This window comes from Pseudomonas brassicae, assembly GCF_010671725.1.
GTDB classification, from domain to species: domain Bacteria; phylum Pseudomonadota; class Gammaproteobacteria; order Pseudomonadales; family Pseudomonadaceae; genus Aquipseudomonas; species Aquipseudomonas brassicae.
This window is the reverse complement of record NZ_JAAHBU010000055.1, coordinates 25,626-40,555: the sequence shown is the minus strand read 5'-3', so window position 1 is coordinate 40,555 and position 14,930 is coordinate 25,626. Positions and strand designations below refer to the sequence as shown.

The 14,930-nt window shown below is 57.8% G+C and carries 10 protein-coding genes, 4 tRNA genes and 1 pseudogene; all 15 read left to right on the top strand.

All coding sequences use genetic code 11. The features are described from left to right. Positions 1–143 precede the first annotated feature (143 nt). The 15 genes and pseudogenes from birA to rpoC all read left to right on the top strand — a co-directional run bounded on the left by birA (position 144) and on the right by rpoC (position 14,882). Positions 144–1,103, top strand: a complete 960-nt coding sequence (birA, locus tag G3436_RS05395) for a bifunctional biotin--[acetyl-CoA-carboxylase] ligase/biotin operon repressor BirA (protein WP_163942126.1) — start codon at positions 144–146, stop codon at positions 1,101–1,103. Then, positions 1,093–1,842: a pantothenate kinase gene (locus tag G3436_RS05390; RefSeq protein WP_163942123.1), complete on the top strand. Its 750-nt coding sequence runs from the start codon at positions 1,093–1,095 to the stop codon at positions 1,840–1,842. The genes birA and G3436_RS05390 overlap by 11 nt, the downstream gene beginning before the upstream one ends. Before the next feature lie 7 nt (positions 1,843–1,849). Then, a complete protein-coding gene (locus G3436_RS05385; RefSeq protein WP_163942121.1) occupies positions 1,850–2,272 on the top strand; it encodes a hypothetical protein in 423 nt (140 codons plus the stop codon). 143 nt (positions 2,273–2,415) lie between these two features. After that, positions 2,416–2,500 (top strand) — tRNA-Tyr (locus tag G3436_RS05380). 24 nt (positions 2,501–2,524) lie between these two features. Next, positions 2,525–2,598: transfer RNA gene (locus G3436_RS05375), tRNA-Gly, on the top strand. Between the two features lie 26 nt (positions 2,599–2,624). Then, positions 2,625–2,700: transfer RNA gene (locus tag G3436_RS05370), tRNA-Thr, on the top strand. A 201-nt stretch (positions 2,701–2,901) separates the two neighbouring features. After that, positions 2,902–2,977: transfer RNA gene (locus G3436_RS05365), tRNA-Trp, on the top strand. A gap of 45 nt (positions 2,978–3,022) precedes the next feature. Next, positions 3,023–3,391 carry a preprotein translocase subunit SecE gene (gene secE, locus G3436_RS05360; protein ID WP_163942116.1) on the top strand — a complete coding sequence of 123 codons (369 nt, stop codon included), beginning with the start codon at positions 3,023–3,025 and terminating at the stop codon, positions 3,389–3,391. Positions 3,392–3,400: 9 nt separating this feature from the next. Beyond that, the gene (gene nusG, locus G3436_RS05355) at positions 3,401–3,934 is read left to right on the top strand and encodes a transcription termination/antitermination protein NusG (protein WP_163942114.1); all 534 of its coding nucleotides are present in this window, start codon (positions 3,401–3,403) and stop codon (positions 3,932–3,934) included. 119 nt (positions 3,935–4,053) lie between these two features. Then, positions 4,054–4,485: a 50S ribosomal protein L11 gene (gene rplK / locus G3436_RS05350; protein ID WP_163942111.1), complete on the top strand. Its 432-nt coding sequence runs from the start codon at positions 4,054–4,056 to the stop codon at positions 4,483–4,485. Continuing rightward, entirely contained in the window at positions 4,485–5,180 is a 696-nt protein-coding gene (gene rplA / locus G3436_RS05345) for a 50S ribosomal protein L1 (RefSeq protein WP_163942108.1), read from the top strand. The genes rplK and rplA overlap by 1 nt, the downstream gene beginning before the upstream one ends. Positions 5,181–5,381: 201 nt before the next feature. Further along, positions 5,382–5,882 (top strand): 50S ribosomal protein L10, encoded by a 501-nt coding sequence (gene rplJ, locus G3436_RS05340; RefSeq protein WP_163942105.1) that lies wholly within the window; start codon positions 5,382–5,384, stop codon positions 5,880–5,882. A 78-nt stretch (positions 5,883–5,960) separates the two neighbouring features. Beyond that, the gene (gene rplL, locus G3436_RS05335) at positions 5,961–6,326 is read left to right on the top strand and encodes a 50S ribosomal protein L7/L12 (RefSeq protein ID WP_163942102.1); all 366 of its coding nucleotides are present in this window, start codon (positions 5,961–5,963) and stop codon (positions 6,324–6,326) included. Between the two features lie 219 nt (positions 6,327–6,545). Continuing rightward, a pseudogene (gene rpoB, locus G3436_RS05330) lies at positions 6,546–10,618 on the top strand (DNA-directed RNA polymerase subunit beta). A gap of 64 nt (positions 10,619–10,682) precedes the next feature. Continuing rightward, positions 10,683–14,882: a DNA-directed RNA polymerase subunit beta' gene (rpoC, locus tag G3436_RS05325; protein WP_163942100.1), complete on the top strand. Its 4,200-nt coding sequence runs from the start codon at positions 10,683–10,685 to the stop codon at positions 14,880–14,882. Positions 14,883–14,930 lie beyond the last annotated feature (48 nt).

Here is a 14,930-nt window from a genome sequence, read left to right as displayed (position 1 = left end):
AGGTAGGGGTTTTGTCTTTTGGCGTTATCGTCATTCGCGTTGCACCGTTGTGTTCCAGGCTCGTGTGCTTACGGGGGCAACACAGGTATGCAATCCTTCAGCGCATAGCTATCATGCCTGCCTCATTGTGAGTCGAGATTGGCATGCTGAAGTTGTTGAAGCTCCTCAAGGATGGTCGATTCCATTCTGGCGAGGCTCTAGGGGCTGCCCTGGGCGTCAGTCGCAGTGCTGTGTGGAAGCAATTGCAGCATCTTGAGGCTGAGTTGAACCTGCCGGTACACAAGGTGCGCGGTCGCGGTTACCGTTTGGCGGCGCCGCTGTCGCTGCTGGACGTCGAGGCCATTGAGCAGGGGCTCGCCACACCCGGTTGGCCGACGCTGATCTACGATGAAATTGATTCCACCAATGCGCAGGCCTTGCGGGCTGTCAGCGGAGGTCAGCAAGCACCGTTCCTGGTCTTGGCCGAGCGGCAATCTGCTGGGCGCGGTCGCCGCGGGCGTAATTGGGCCAGTCCTTTCGCAGAAAATCTCTACTACAGTCTCGTGCTGCGCATCGAGGGTGGCATGCGCCAGTTGGAAGGGCTCAGCCTGGTCGTCGGGCTGGCGGTCATGCAGACCTTGCGAGCTGCGGGTGTGAGTGCCGCCGGCCTCAAGTGGCCGAATGATGTATTGGTAAATAATCGCAAGATCGCCGGTATTCTTCTGGAGTTGGTGGGCGATCCCGCCGATGTTTGCCATGTGGTGCTCGGTATCGGTGTCAACGTCAACATGTCGATCAATAATGAAGTGGATCAAGCCTGGACATCAGTCAGGCTTGAGACAGGCCGTCAAGTGGACCGCAATCAGCTGGTAGCTCAGTTGAACGAAAACCTGCAGGCGTACCTGGAGCGCCATCGCCACGAAGGGTTTACCGGGTTGCAGGCGGAGTGGGAGCAGGGGCATCTGTGGCAGGGGCGCGCGGTTTCGCTGATTGCCGGGGTAAACGTCGTAGAAGGCGTTGTGCTGGGTATTGATCGCCAGGGGGCGCTGCGTCTTGAGGTCGAAGGTGTTGAGAAGAGCTTTAGCGGTGGTGAGCTCAGTTTGAGGTTGCGCGATGATTCTTGAGCTTGATTGCGGTAACAGCTTTATCAAATGGCGGGTTATTCGTAGCGAAGGCGCCTCCATTGTCGGGGGTGGGGTCGTAGATACCGTCTCGGCATTGATTGATGCAGTGCGTGGGCTCCGCGGGCCGGTGCCTGGTCGTTGTCGGCTGGTCAGTGTGCGCACGGAAGAGGAGACGACTTCGCTCGGTCAAGCGTTGAGCCAGGCTTTTGGTCTTTCGGTGGTGAGCGCGCGTCCGGCCAAGGCGTTGGCGGGCGTCACCAACGGCTATGACGATTACGAGCGGCTTGGTCTGGACCGCTGGCTTGCGTTGCTGGGCGGTTATCATCTGGCCAGGCGGGCGTGCCTGGTCATCGATCTGGGGACTGCGGTAACCGCCGACTACGTATGCGCCGCGGGTGAGCATCTTGGCGGGTTCATCTGCCCGGGTATGCCGTTGATGCGTAATCAACTGCGCACGCATACGCGGCGCATTCGCTACGATGATCTGGCAGCAGAGCGAGCCTTGTCGAGCCTTGTGCCGGGGCGTACCACGGTTGAGGCTGTCGAAAGAGGGTGTGCGCTGATGCTGCATGGCTTCGTATTGACGCAGCTTGAGCAAGCGCAGGCATTGTGGGGCGAAGACTTTACCGTGTTCGTCACGGGCGGGGACGCTGCCTTGGTGCAAAACGTGGTGCCCCAGGCCCGGATCGTTCCTGACCTGGTGTTCGTTGGCCTGGCGATGGCATGTCCGCTGGATTGAGGTGTTTATGCGCTGGTTGTTTCTATTGTTGCTGGTTCTGAACGTCGTCTATTACGTCTGGCATCAGCAGGAGGCGCCACTACGGGCCAAGGAAGTGACGTCGTTATCGCTCTACAAGGGCAGCCAGCAGGGCATTCGCCTGCTCAGCGAGTCACGCACTGCGGCTGTCGAGCAGGATCGCGAGTGTCTCTATGTGGGGGGGCTTGCCAGTCCCGAGATGCTCGACAGCTTGCGTCAGCGCCTGATCAGCCTGGATATACGGGCGCGCAAGGTGGTTGGCAAGCTATCGGATAGCCCAGGTTGGTGGCTGCAGGTTTCGCCGCAAAGCCGGCGTTTGCTGGACCAGGCGGTGTTGTCAGGACTTTCCCATGATTTCAAAGACTTAAAAGATAAAATAATGTTGTGCGAAGGCGTTGCAACTATCGAATAGTTTGCATAGAATGGCGCCCGCTCCACAGCGAAGACCACTAGGTGGATCCGCAGTGAAGCAGTTGTCAAATTAGCTAACCTCAAGATTTTAATGAGAAAAAGCTTGACAGCAGGACGGCAAAAGTAGAAAATGCCGGCCACATTGGAGGGGTTCCCGAGCGGCCAAAGGGATCAGACTGTAAATCTGACGTCTACGACTTCGAAGGTTCGAATCCTTCTCCCTCCACCAGTTTTAGCGAGAGCTGCAAGCTCCGCGGGTATAGTTTAGTGGTAGAACCTCAGCCTTCCAAGCTGATGATGCGGGTTCGATTCCCGCTACCCGCTCCAGGTTTGCTGTTTTTGCATAGTGTTACGCTCTTGTAGCTCAGTTGGTAGAGCACACCCTTGGTAAGGGTGAGGTCAGCGGTTCAAATCCGCTCAAGAGCTCCATTTAACAAGGCAGATATGAAAATATCTGCCTTTGTTTTAATGGCCGGCTTGTGTTGAGGTCATTGCGACTGAAGGTGGTCCACGTTTGTTGAGCGTAGGGCTGTCGTGCCGCAGGCAGCAGGTGTGGCTGCCGAGGCTTGTCGAATAAGTAGTTGATATATCTCAATCGGCTCGGCATAATGGTCGGCCTGATAAGCTTTTAGGTCAGTAGCTCAATTGGCAGAGCGACGGTCTCCAAAACCGTAGGTTGGGGGTTCGATTCCCTCCTGACCTGCCAGATTCACCTTGTGTGTCTGGCTTTCTTTTCACAGGATCCTCCTAGATGACCTCCAAGTCTGACGCCCAAGACTCTCGTTTTGATCTGCTCAAGTGGCTGGCTGTTGTCGCTTTGGTGGTGGTAGGTGTTGTCGGAAATCAATATTACTCCGCTTCACCGATTCTGTATCGCGTTATTGCGCTCCTCGCTCTCGCTGCTGTGGCTGCTTTTGTTGCGCTGCAGACCGGCAAGGGCAGGTCGTTCTTTGCGCTGGCAAAGGAAGCTCGCACCGAGATTCGTAAAGTCGTATGGCCAACCCGCCAAGAGACCATGCAGACTACCCTGATTGTGGTGGCTGTTGTCCTGGTCATGGCGCTGCTGTTGTGGGGTCTTGATTCCCTGCTCGGCTGGTTGATTTCCTTGATTGTTGGCTAAGGGTGTCCTGTGGCTAAGCGTTGGTATGTTGTGCATGCTTACTCCGGTTACGAGAAGCATGTGATGCGCTCGCTGGTCGAGCGCGTAAAGCTGGCTGGCATGGAAGATGGCTTCGGCGAAATTCTGGTCCCCACTGAAGAAGTGGTGGAAATGCGTAATGGCCAGAAGCGCAAAAGCGAGCGTAAATTCTTCCCGGGTTACGTGCTGGTCCAGATGGACATGAACGAAGGGACTTGGCACTTGGTCAAGGATACTCCTCGCGTCATGGGCTTCATTGGTGGTACTGCAGACAAGCCTGCACCGATCACAGACAAGGAAGCCGAAGCCATTCTGCGTCGCGTTGCCGATGGCAGCGACAAGCCGAAGCCGAAGACACTGTTCGAGCCAGGTGAAGTGGTTCGTGTTGTCGATGGTCCGTTTGCAGATTTCAACGGCACCGTCGAAGAAGTTAACTACGAGAAGAGCCGGCTCCAGGTAGCTGTGCTCATTTTCGGTCGCTCTACCCCGGTGGAGCTTGAGTTCAGCCAGGTCGAAAAGGTCTAGCAGAACGACGCATCCCATACCCCGCAGCCCTATGTGCTGCGGGGTTTTGTCGTCACTGGGATAAAACGCAAGTAATCCGGGGAGCCTCATGGCGCTTGTACCCGATATTGGAGTAGCTCATGGCTAAGAAGATTCAGGCTTACATCAAGCTGCAAGTAAAGGCCGGCCAGGCCAACCCAAGTCCACCCGTCGGCCCAGCACTGGGTCAACACGGTGTGAACATCATGGAATTCTGCAAGGCCTTCAACGCCCGTACTCAGGGTCAAGAAGCCGGCCTGCCGACTCCTGTGATCATCACTGTTTACAGTGACCGTAGCTTCACCTTCGAAACCAAAAGCACCCCAGCTTCGGTTCTGCTGAAGAAAGCAGCTGGCCTGACCAGCGGTTCTGCGCGTCCGAACACCGTTAAAGTCGGTACTGTGACCCGTGCTCAGCTGGAAGAGATCGCAAAAACCAAAACTGCTGATCTGACCGCTGCTGACCTGGATGCGGCCGTGCGTACCATCGCCGGCTCCGCTCGCAGCATGGGCCTCAACGTGGAGGGTGTGTAATGGCTAAGCTGACCAAGCGCCAAAAGGCTATCGCTTCGAAAATCGAAGCGGGCAAAGTCTACAACTTCGAAGACGCAGCAGTACTGCTGGCCGAACTGTCCACCGTGAAGTTCAGCGAGTCGTTCGACGTAGCAGTCAACCTGGGCGTTGATCCACGTAAATCCGACCAGGTCGTTCGTAGCGCTACCGTGCTGCCACACGGCACTGGCAAGACTGTACGTGTTGCCGTGTTCACCCAGGGTCCAGCTGCTGAGGCCGCTCTGGCTGCCGGCGCTGACCGTGTAGGTATGGACGATCTGGCTGCCGAAATGAAAGGCGGCGACCTGAATTATGACGTCGTGATTGCTTCCCCGGACGCAATGCGTGTTGTAGGTCAGCTGGGTCAGGTTCTGGGTCCTCGCGGCCTGATGCCTAACCCTAAAGTTGGTACCGTGACTCCAGACGTAGCCACTGCGGTTAAAAATGCCAAGGCTGGTCAGGTTCGTTATCGCACCGACAAAAACGGCATCATCCACACCTCCGTTGGCAAAATCGGTTTCGAAGCCGGCAAGCTGAAGGAAAACGTTGAAGCCCTGATCGCTGATCTGAAGCGTATCAAGCCAGCTTCCTCGAAAGGTATCTACGTCAAGCGCGTTACCCTGAGCACCACCATGGGCCCAGGTCTGGTAATCGATCAAGGTTCCCTGAACGCGTAAGGCTGTGATGGGCGCAAGCAATTGCGCCCATCAGCAAAAAATTGGGGTCCCTGCCTGGCGGGGGCTATCCAAGACCGTAGGCGACGCAAGTCTTAAACCACAAGCCTACGCAGATGGTGCCCCTGGTTCTTCACTGAGCCAGACACCAAAACGACATTCGGCCTCGGCTGGATGAAACGGTAACAAGCAGGAGTTTTACCCGTGGCAATTAAACTCGAAGACAAGAAGGCCATCGTCGCTGAAGTCAACGAGGCTGCCAAAGTCGCTCTGTCTGCTGTCGTGGCTGATGCCCGTGGCGTGACTGTAGGCGCAATGACCGGACTCCGTAAAGAGGCTCGTGAAGCTGGCGTTTACGTACGTGTTGTACGTAACACCCTGCTCAAGCGCGCTGTTGCTGACACTGAATACAGTGTTCTCAACGACGTGTTCACCGGCCCTACCCTGATTGCGTTCTCCAACGAACACCCGGGCGCTGCTGCTCGTCTGTTCGCTGAGTTCGCCAAGGGTCAGAGCAAGTTCGAGATCAAGGCAGCTGCGTTCGACGGCAAGTTCCTTGCCGCAAACCAGATCGACGTGTTGGCTTCTCTGCCGACCCGCGACGAGGCTATTGCGAAGCTGATGAGCGTGATCCAAGGCGCGACCAGCAAGCTGGCTCGTACTCTGGCAGCCGTTCGCGACCAGAAAGAAGCTGCTGCTGCCTAAGGCACCGCACGCCCTTTCAAAATCATACGTTTAATTTGATGGCTGCGTAGGCTGTCACCCCAATACAGGATTTAAGTCATGTCTCTGACTAACGAGCAAATCATCGAAGCAATCGGCCAGAAAACCGTTCTGGAAGTTGTTGAGCTGATCAAAGCAATGGAAGAAACCTTCGGCGTTACCGCTGCTGTTGCCGCTGCTGGCCCAGCTGCTGCCGCTGCCGTTGTTGAAGAACAAACCGAGTTCAACGTTGTTCTGAAAGCCGCTGGCGAGAAGAAAGTAAACGTGATCAAGGCTGTTCGTGAACTGACCGGTCTGGGCCTGAAAGAAGCCAAGGAGAAGGTTGACACCGCTCCTCAGGTGATCCTGGAAGGCGTCGCTAAAGACGCAGCTGACAAAGCTGCAGCGACCCTGACCGAAGCAGGCGCTGAAGTCGAAGTTAAGTAACTTTCGACTGTGCGTCTCCAGCCCGAGCGATAAGCGAAAGGCTGATGGCTGGTGGCTCTTGCCACCGGCCTTTTTCCGTTATTGGCAGCCGATCAGGTCGGCGCCGGTGACGAGCGGTAACCACCGATGACGGTGCGCAAACCATGGGGTTTGCACGATTTTCTGGCTGCTCCCGTCGGGAGAAGCCAAACAAGCAGGTGACCAAGCTGGGGAACGCTGATGGCTTACTCATACACTGAGAAAAAACGTATCCGCAAGGACTTTAGCAAGTTGCCGGACGTCATGGATGTGCCTTACCTCCTGGCCATCCAGCTGGATTCGTATCGTGAATTCTTGCAAGCGGGAGCGACTAAAGATCAGTTCCGCGACGTGGGCCTGCATGCGGCCTTCAAATCGGTTTTCCCGATCATCAGCTACTCCGGCAATGCTGCCCTGGAGTACGTTGGCTATCGTCTGGGCGAACCGGCCTTTGATGTCAAAGAATGCGTATTGCGCGGCGTGACCTACGCGGTACCGCTGCGGGTAAAAGTCCGCCTGATCATTTTCGACAAAGAATCGTCGAACAAAGCGATCAAGGACATCAAAGAGCAAGAAGTCTACATGGGTGAAATCCCCCTGATGACTGAAAACGGTACCTTCGTAATCAACGGTACCGAGCGTGTTATCGTTTCCCAGCTGCACCGTTCGCCGGGTGTGTTCTTCGACCACGACCGTGGCAAGACTCACAGCTCGGGCAAGCTGCTGTACTCGGCGCGGATCATTCCTTACCGTGGTTCGTGGCTCGACTTCGAATTCGATCCGAAAGACTGTGTATTCGTCCGTATCGACCGTCGTCGCAAGCTGCCGGCCTCGGTACTGCTGCGCGCGCTGGGCTACACCACCGAAGAAGTGCTGAACGCGTTCTACACCACCAACGTATTCCACGTGCAGGGCGAAGCGCTCAGCCTGGAGCTGGTGCCTCAGCGCCTGCGCGGTGAAATCGCGGTCATGGATATCCATGATGAAACCGGCAAGGTGATTGTCGAGCAGGGTCGTCGTATTACCGCTCGCCACATCAACCAGCTGGAAAAATCCGGCGTCAAGTCGCTGGACGTGCCGTTGGAGTATGTCCTGGGCCGCACTACCGCCAAGGCGATCGTGCACCCGGCGACCGGCGAAATCCTGGCCGAATGCAACACCGAGCTGACCACCGAAGCACTGGTGAAGATCTCCAAGGCTCAGGTCGTTCGCATCGAGACCCTGTACACCAACGACATCGATTGCGGTCCGTTCATTTCGGACACCCTGAAGATCGACTCCACCAGCAACCAACTGGAAGCGCTGGTCGAGATCTATCGCATGATGCGTCCTGGCGAGCCGCCAACCAAGGATGCCGCAGAGACCCTGTTCAACAACCTGTTCTTCAGCGCCGAGCGTTACGACCTGTCGGCCGTTGGCCGCATGAAGTTCAACCGTCGTATCGGTCGCACCGAGATCGAAGGTTCGGGCGTGCTGAGCAAGGAAGACATCGTCGAGGTCCTCAAGACCCTGGTCGACATCCGTAACGGCAAAGGCATCGTCGATGACATCGACCACCTGGGTAACCGTCGCGTGCGTTGTGTCGGCGAGATGGCCGAGAACCAGTTCCGCGTTGGCCTGGTGCGTGTAGAGCGCGCGGTCAAAGAGCGTCTGTCGATGGCTGAAAGCGAAGGCCTGATGCCGCAGGACCTGATCAACGCCAAGCCGGTTGCGGCGGCGGTGAAGGAGTTCTTCGGTTCGAGCCAGCTGTCCCAGTTCATGGACCAGAACAACCCGCTCTCCGAGATCACCCACAAGCGTCGTGTCTCTGCACTCGGCCCTGGCGGTCTGACCCGTGAGCGTGCTGGCTTCGAAGTGCGTGACGTGCACCCGACCCACTACGGCCGCGTGTGCCCGATCGAGACCCCTGAAGGTCCGAACATCGGTCTGATCAACTCCCTGGCAGCTTATGCCCGCACCAACCAGTACGGCTTCCTCGAGAGCCCGTACCGCGTGGTGAAAGAGGGTGTGGTCACCGACGACATCGTGTTCCTGTCGGCGATCGAAGAGGCTGATCACGTCATCGCCCAGGCTTCGGCCACGATGGACGAGAAGAAGCACCTGATCGACGAACTGGTAGCGGTCCGTCACCTGAACGAATTCACCGTCAAGGCGCCAGAAGACGTCACCTTGATGGACGTTTCGCCGAAGCAGGTAGTTTCGGTGGCTGCGTCGCTGATTCCGTTCCTCGAGCACGACGACGCCAACCGTGCGTTGATGGGTTCGAACATGCAGCGTCAGGCCGTACCGACCTGCGTGCCGACAAGCCGCTGGTAGGTACCGGCATGGAGCGCAACGTTGCGCGTGACTCCGGCGTTTGCGTCGTGGCCCGTCGTGGCGGCGTTATCGACTCGGTCGATGCCAGCCGTATCGTGGTTCGTGTTGCTGATGATGAAGTTGAAACCGGCGAAGCTGGTGTCGACATCTACAACCTGACCAAGTACACCCGCTCCAACCAGAACACCTGCATCAACCAGCGTCCGCTGGTGAGCAAGGGTGACGTGGTTCAGCGTAGCGACATCATGGCCGACGGTCCGTCCACCGATATGGGTGAGCTGGCACTGGGTCAGAACATGCGCATCGCGTTCATGGCGTGGAACGGCTTCAACTTCGAAGACTCCATCTGCCTGTCCGAGCGTGTGGTTCAGGAAGACCGCTTCACCACGATCCACATCCAGGAACTGACCTGCGTGGCTCGTGACACCAAGCTTGGCCCAGAAGAGATCACCGCGGACATTCCGAACGTTGGTGAAGCTGCGCTGAACAAGCTGGATGAAGCCGGTATCGTCTACGTTGGTGCTGAAGTTGGCGCTGGCGATATTCTGGTCGGCAAGGTCACGCCAAAAGGCGAGACCCAACTGACGCCAGAAGAAAAACTGCTGCGCGCGATCTTCGGTGAGAAGGCCAGCGACGTCAAAGACACCTCCCTGCGCGTGCCTACCGGCACCAAGGGTACCGTCATCGACGTACAGGTCTTCACCCGTGATGGCGTCGAGCGCGACAGCCGTGCGCTGTCCATCGAGAAGATGCAGCTGGACGAGATCCGCAAGGACCTGAACGAAGAGTTCCGCATCGTTGAAGGCGCGACCTTCGAACGTCTGCGTAGCGCCCTGAACGGTCAGATCGTCGAAGGTGGTGCCGGCCTCAAGAAGGGCTCGGTCATCTCCAACGAAGTTCTGGACGGTCTGGAGCACGGTCAGTGGTTCAAACTGCGCATGGCCGAAGACGCGCTGAACGAGCAGCTCGAGAAGGCCCAGGCCTACATCGTTGATCGTCGCCGCCTGCTCGACGACAAGTTCGAAGACAAGAAGCGCAAGCTGCAGCAGGGCGATGACCTGGCACCGGGCGTACTGAAGATCGTCAAGGTCTACCTGGCAATCCGTCGTCGCATCCAGCCGGGCGACAAGATGGCCGGTCGTCACGGTAACAAAGGTGTGGTCTCCGTGATCATGCCGGTCGAAGACATGCCGCACGACGCCAACGGTACGCCGGTGGACGTGGTTCTCAACCCGCTGGGTGTACCGTCGCGTATGAACGTCGGTCAGATCCTCGAAACCCACCTGGGCCTGGCGGCCAAGGGCCTGGGCGAGAAGATCAACCGCATGCTCGAAGAGCAGCGCAAGGTCATCGAACTGCGCAAGTTCCTCACCGAGATCTACAACGAGATCGGTGGCCGTCAGGAAAGCCTTGAAGACTTCACCGACCAGGAAATCCTGGACCTGGCGAAGAACCTCAAAGGCGGTGTGCCAATGGCCACTCCAGTCTTCGACGGTGCCAAGGAAAGCGAAATCAAGGCCATGCTGAAACTGGCAGACATGCCAGAAAGCGGTCAGATGCAGCTGTTCGACGGTCGTACCGGTAACAAGTTCGAGCGTCCAGTGACCGTTGGTTACATGTACATGCTCAAGCTGAACCACTTGGTGGACGACAAGATGCACGCGCGTTCCACTGGTTCTTACAGCCTCGTTACTCAGCAGCCGCTGGGTGGTAAGGCGCAGTTCGGTGGTCAGCGTTTCGGGGAGATGGAAGTGTGGGCGCTGGAAGCATACGGCGCGGCATACACCCTGCAAGAAATGCTCACAGTGAAGTCGGACGATGTGAACGGTCGTACCAAGATGTACAAGAACATCGTGGACGGCGATCACCGTATGGAGCCGGGCATGCCCGAGTCCTTCAACGTGTTGATCAAAGAGATTCGTTCGCTCGGTATCGATATCGATCTGGAAACCGAATAACACGTGACGCGAATCGGGAGCGTGGCTGAAAAGCCCGCTCCCTGCTCCGCCAGGAGGAAAGGCCTTGAAAGACCTACTGAATTTGCTGAAAAACCAGGGTCAAGTCGAAGAGTTCGACGCCATCCGTATCGGATTGGCCTCGCCTGAGATGATCCGTTCGTGGTCGTTCGGTGAAGTAAAAAAGCCGGAAACCATCAACTACCGTACGTTCAAGCCTGAGCGTGACGGCCTGTTCTGCGCCAAGATCTTTGGCCCAGTCAAGGACTACGAGTGCCTGTGCGGCAAGTACAAGCGCCTGAAGCACCGTGGTGTGATCTGCGAGAAGTGCGGCGTTGAAGTCGCCCTGGCAAAAGTTCGTCGTGAGCGCATGGCGCACATCGAACTGGCCTCTCCGGTTGCCCACATCTGGTTCCTGAAATCGCTGCCGTCGCGTATCGGCCTGCTGATGGACATGACCCTGCGTGATATCGAGCGCGTTCTCTACTTCGAGAGCTATGTCGTTATCGATCCAGGCATGACCACCCTTGAAAAAGGTCAGCTGCTGAACGATGAGCAGTACTTCGAAGCGCTGGAAGAGTTCGGCGATGACTTCGACGCCCGCATGGGTGCCGAGGCTGTCCGCGAACTGCTGCACGCTATCGACCTGGAGCACGAGATCGGTCGCCTGCGCGAAGAGATTCCGCAGACCAACTCGGAAACCAAGATCAAGAAGCTGTCCAAGCGTCTGAAGCTGATGGAAGCCTTCCAGGGCTCGGGCAACCTGCCTGAGTGGATGGTCCTGACCGTTCTGCCGGTACTGCCGCCAGACCTGCGTCCATTGGTTCCGCTGGATGGCGGTCGTTTCGCGACCTCCGACCTGAACGACCTGTATCGTCGGGTGATCAACCGTAACAACCGTCTGAAACGCCTGCTCGACCTGTCCGCGCCGGACATCATCGTGCGCAACGAAAAGCGCATGCTGCAGGAAGCGGTCGACGCACTGCTCGACAACGGCCGTCGTGGCCGCGCCATCACTGGCTCGAACAAGCGTCCTCTGAAATCCCTGGCCGACATGATCAAGGGTAAGCAAGGTCGCTTCCGTCAGAACTTGCTCGGTAAGCGCGTTGACTACTCCGGCCGTTCGGTAATTACCGTAGGTCCGACTCTGCGTCTGCACCAGTGCGGTCTGCCGAAGAAGATGGCCCTCGAGCTGTTCAAGCCGTTCATTTTCGGCAAGCTGGAAATGCGTGGTCTGGCGACCACCATCAAGGCTGCCAAGAAGATGGTCGAGCGCGAGCTGCCAGAGGTGTGGGACGTTCTCGCCGAAGTGATTCGCGAACACCCCGTGCTGCTCAACCGTGCACCGACCCTTCACCGTCTGGGTATCCAGGCGTTTGAACCGGTACTGATCGAAGGCAAGGCCATCCAGCTGCACCCGCTGGTGTGTGCTGCGTACAACGCCGACTTCGACGGTGACCAGATGGCCGTGCACGTGCCGCTGACGCTGGAAGCCCAGCTCGAAGCGCGCGCGCTGATGATGTCGACCAACAACATCCTGTCGCCGGCCAACGGTGAGCCAATCATCGTTCCGTCGCAGGACGTTGTACTGGGTCTGTACTACATGACCCGCGAAGCCATCAACGCCAAGGGCGAAGGCCGCATCTTCGCCGACCTGCAGGAAGTCGACCGCGTATTCCGCGCCGGCGAGGCTGCCCTGCACGCCAAGATCAAGGTTCGTATCAACGAAACCGTCAATGATCGTGATGGTGGCAGCGTCAAGAACACCCGTATCGTCGACACCACCGTCGGCCGTGCGCTGCTGTTCCAGGTTGTACCGCCAGGTCTGTCCTACGACGTGGTCAACCAACCGATGAAGAAGAAGGCGATCTCCAAGCTGATCAACCAGTGCTATCGCGTGGTTGGCCTGAAAGAGACCGTTATCTTCGCTGACCAGCTGATGTACACCGGTTTTGCCTACTCGACCATCTCCGGCGTTTCCATCGGTGTTAACGACTTCGTTATCCCGGATGAAAAAGCCCGCATCATCGGTTCTGCCACCGACGAAGTGAAAGAGATCGAGAGCCAGTACGCCTCCGGCCTGGTAACCCAGGGCGAGAAGTACAACAAGGTCATCGACTTGTGGTCCAAGGCGAACGACGAAGTGTCCAAGGCGATGATGGCCAACCTCTCGAAAGAGAAGGTCATCGACCGCAATGGCGTCGAAGTCGAGCAAGAGTCCTTCAACTCGATGTACATGATGGCTGACTCCGGTGCCCGGGGCTCGGCAGCTCAGATCCGTCAGCTAGCCGGTATGCGTGGCCTGATGGCCAAGCCGGACGGCTCGATCATCGAGACGCCGATCACCGCGAACTTCCGTGAAGGTCTGAGCGTACTCCAGTACTTCATCTCGACTCACGGTGCGCGTAAGGGTCTTGCGGATACCGCGCTGAAAACCGCCAACTCCGGTTACCTGACCCGTCGTCTGGTAGACGTGGCGCAGGACCTGGTGGTTACCGAGATCGATTGCGGTACCGAGCAGGGCCTGCTGATGACGCCGCACATCGAAGGCGGCGACGTTGTAGAGCCGCTGGGTGAGCGCGTGCTGGGCCGTGTAATCGCCCGTGACGTGTTCAAGCCAGGCACCGACGATGTCATCGTGCCGGCCGGTACCCTGGTCGACGAGAAGTGGGTCGAGTTCATCGAGCTGAACAGCATCGACGAAGTGATCGTGCGTTCGCCGATCAGCTGCGAAACCCGCTACGGCATCTGCGCCAAGTGCTACGGTCGCGACCTGGCTCGTGGTCATCAGGTCAACATCGGTGAAGCTGTCGGCGTTATCGCTGCACAGTCGATCGGTGAGCCAGGTACCCAGCTGACCATGCGTACGTTCCACATCGGTGGTGCTGCAAGCCGGACCTCGGCTGCCGACAGCGTCCAGGTGAAGAACGGCGGTATGGTACGTCTGCACAACCTCAAGCAGGTTGAGCGTGCCGACGGCAACCTGGTTGCCGTATCGCGTTCCGGTGAGTTGGCGATTGCCGACGAGTTCGGCCGTGAGCGTGAGCGTTACAAGCTGCCTTACGGCGCCGTGATTTCGGTGAAGGAAGGCGACAAGGTCGACGCTGGCGCCATCGTTGCCAAGTGGGACCCGCACACCCACCCGATCGTTACCGAAATGAAAGGTACCGTGACCTTCGTGGGCATGGAAGAAGGCATCACGATCAAGCGTCAGACCGACGAATTGACCGGCCTGACCAACATCGAAGTTCTGGACGCCAAAGACCGTCCGGCTGCAGGCAAGGAAATTCGCCCTGCAATCAAGATGGTCGACGCCAATGGCAAGGATCTGCTGCTGCCAGGTACTGACGTACCGGCTCAGTATTTCCTGCCGGCAAACGCCCTTGTGGGTGTGGCTGACGGTTCGCAGATCGGTGTCGGTGACGTTATCGCGCGTATCCCGCAAGAAACCTCGAAGACCCGTGACATCACCGGTGGTCTGCCGCGTGTTGCCGACCTGTTTGAAGCCCGTCGTCCGAAAGAAGCTTCGATTCTGGCGGAAGTCAGCGGTACCATCGCCTTCGGTAAAGAGACCAAGGGCAAACGCCGTCTGGTCATTACCCCGAACGATGGCAGCGATCCGTACGAGGAGCTGATTCCGAAGTGGCGTCACCTGAACGTCTTCGAAGGCGAACAAGTGAACCGCGGCGAAGTTATCTCCGACGGCCCGAGCGATCCGCACGACATCCTGCGTCTGCTGGGTGTGAGCGCGCTGGCCAAGTACATCGTCAACGAGATCCAGGACGTTTACCGCCTGCAAGGCGTGAAGATCAACGACAAGCACATCGAAACCATCCTGCGTCAGATGCTGCGCAAGGTCGAGATTGCCGAGTCGGGTGATTCCAGCTTCATCAAGGGCGACCAGATGGAACTGACCCACGTACTGGTAGAGAACGAGCGCCTCGGCGCAGACGACAAGTTCGTCTCCAAGTTCACTCGCGTACTGCTGGGTATCACCAAGGCCTCGCTGTCCACCGAGTCGTTCATCTCGGCGGCTTCCTTCCAGGAAACCACCCGTGTACTGACCGAGGCGGCGGTAACCGGCAAGCGCGACTACCTGCGCGGCCTGAAAGAAAACGTGGTCGTGGGTCGTCTGATCCCGGCCGGTACCGGTCTGGCCTACCACAGCGAGCGCAAGCGTCGCCGTGATGCAGACAAGCCGTTGCGTGTTAGCGCCAGTGAAGTCGAAGCTGCACTGACCGAAGCGCTGAACTCCAGCGGCAACTAAGCGTAGGGCCCTGGCGGCCCTCGTCCGACTCTCGTGACATATCTTGTT